Here is a 713-nt window from a genome sequence, read left to right as displayed (position 1 = left end):
ATCAGGTGGCGAAGGCGGGTATTGCGCGTACGTTCCAGAACATCCGTTTGTTCGGCGGCATGACCGCGTTGGAAAACGTGATGGTGGGGCGCCACGTGCGCACGAAGCACGGCCTGATCGGCGCGGTGTTCCAGACGCCGGCCGAGCGCAAGGAAGAGCGCGAGATCAAGGAACGCGCAGTCGAACTGCTGGAATACGTCGGCATCGCGCAGTACGCGGACTACACGTCGCGCAACCTGTCGTATGGCCACCAGCGTCGTCTGGAAATCGCCCGCGCGCTGGCAACGGATCCGAAGCTGCTCGCACTGGATGAACCGGCTGCCGGCATGAACGCAACGGAAAAGGTCGAACTGACCAAGCTGCTCGACAAGATCCGCACCGACGGCAAGACGATTCTCCTGATCGAGCACGACGTGAAACTGGTGATGGGTCTGTGCAACCAGATGACGGTGCTCGACTACGGCAAGGTGATTGCGCAGGGTCTTCCGCAAGACGTGCAGAAGGATCCGAAGGTGATCGAAGCTTATCTGGGTGCGGGGGTCCACTAATGGCTACGGCAATGTTGAAAATCAAGGGCCTGCAGGTCAATTACGGCGGCATCCAGGCAGTCAAGGGCATCGACCTCGAAGTCGCGCAGGGCGAACTGGTGACGCTGATCGGCGCGAACGGCGCGGGCAAGACCACGACGATGAAGGCGATCACGGGTCTGAAGC

Annotated in this window: 2 protein-coding genes; both read left to right on the top strand. The window is 60.9% G+C overall.

The genetic code is table 11. The features are described from left to right. The coding region (locus GNZ13_RS54730) for an ABC transporter ATP-binding protein (protein WP_172179106.1) at nt 1–548 on the top strand (548 nt) is incomplete at its 5' end. Beyond that, nucleotides 548–713, top strand: a 166-nt coding sequence (locus tag GNZ13_RS54725; RefSeq protein ID WP_172179105.1) for an ATP-binding cassette domain-containing protein, incomplete at its 3' end; no start/stop codon positions are given. The genes GNZ13_RS54730 and GNZ13_RS54725, both read left to right, overlap by 1 nt.

The sequence above is a fragment of the Paraburkholderia elongata genome (assembly GCF_013177735.1).
Classification (GTDB): domain Bacteria; phylum Pseudomonadota; class Gammaproteobacteria; order Burkholderiales; family Burkholderiaceae; genus Paraburkholderia; species Paraburkholderia elongata.
Note: the sequence above shows the minus strand (reverse complement) of the source record. Positions and strands in the feature narration are given on the sequence as shown.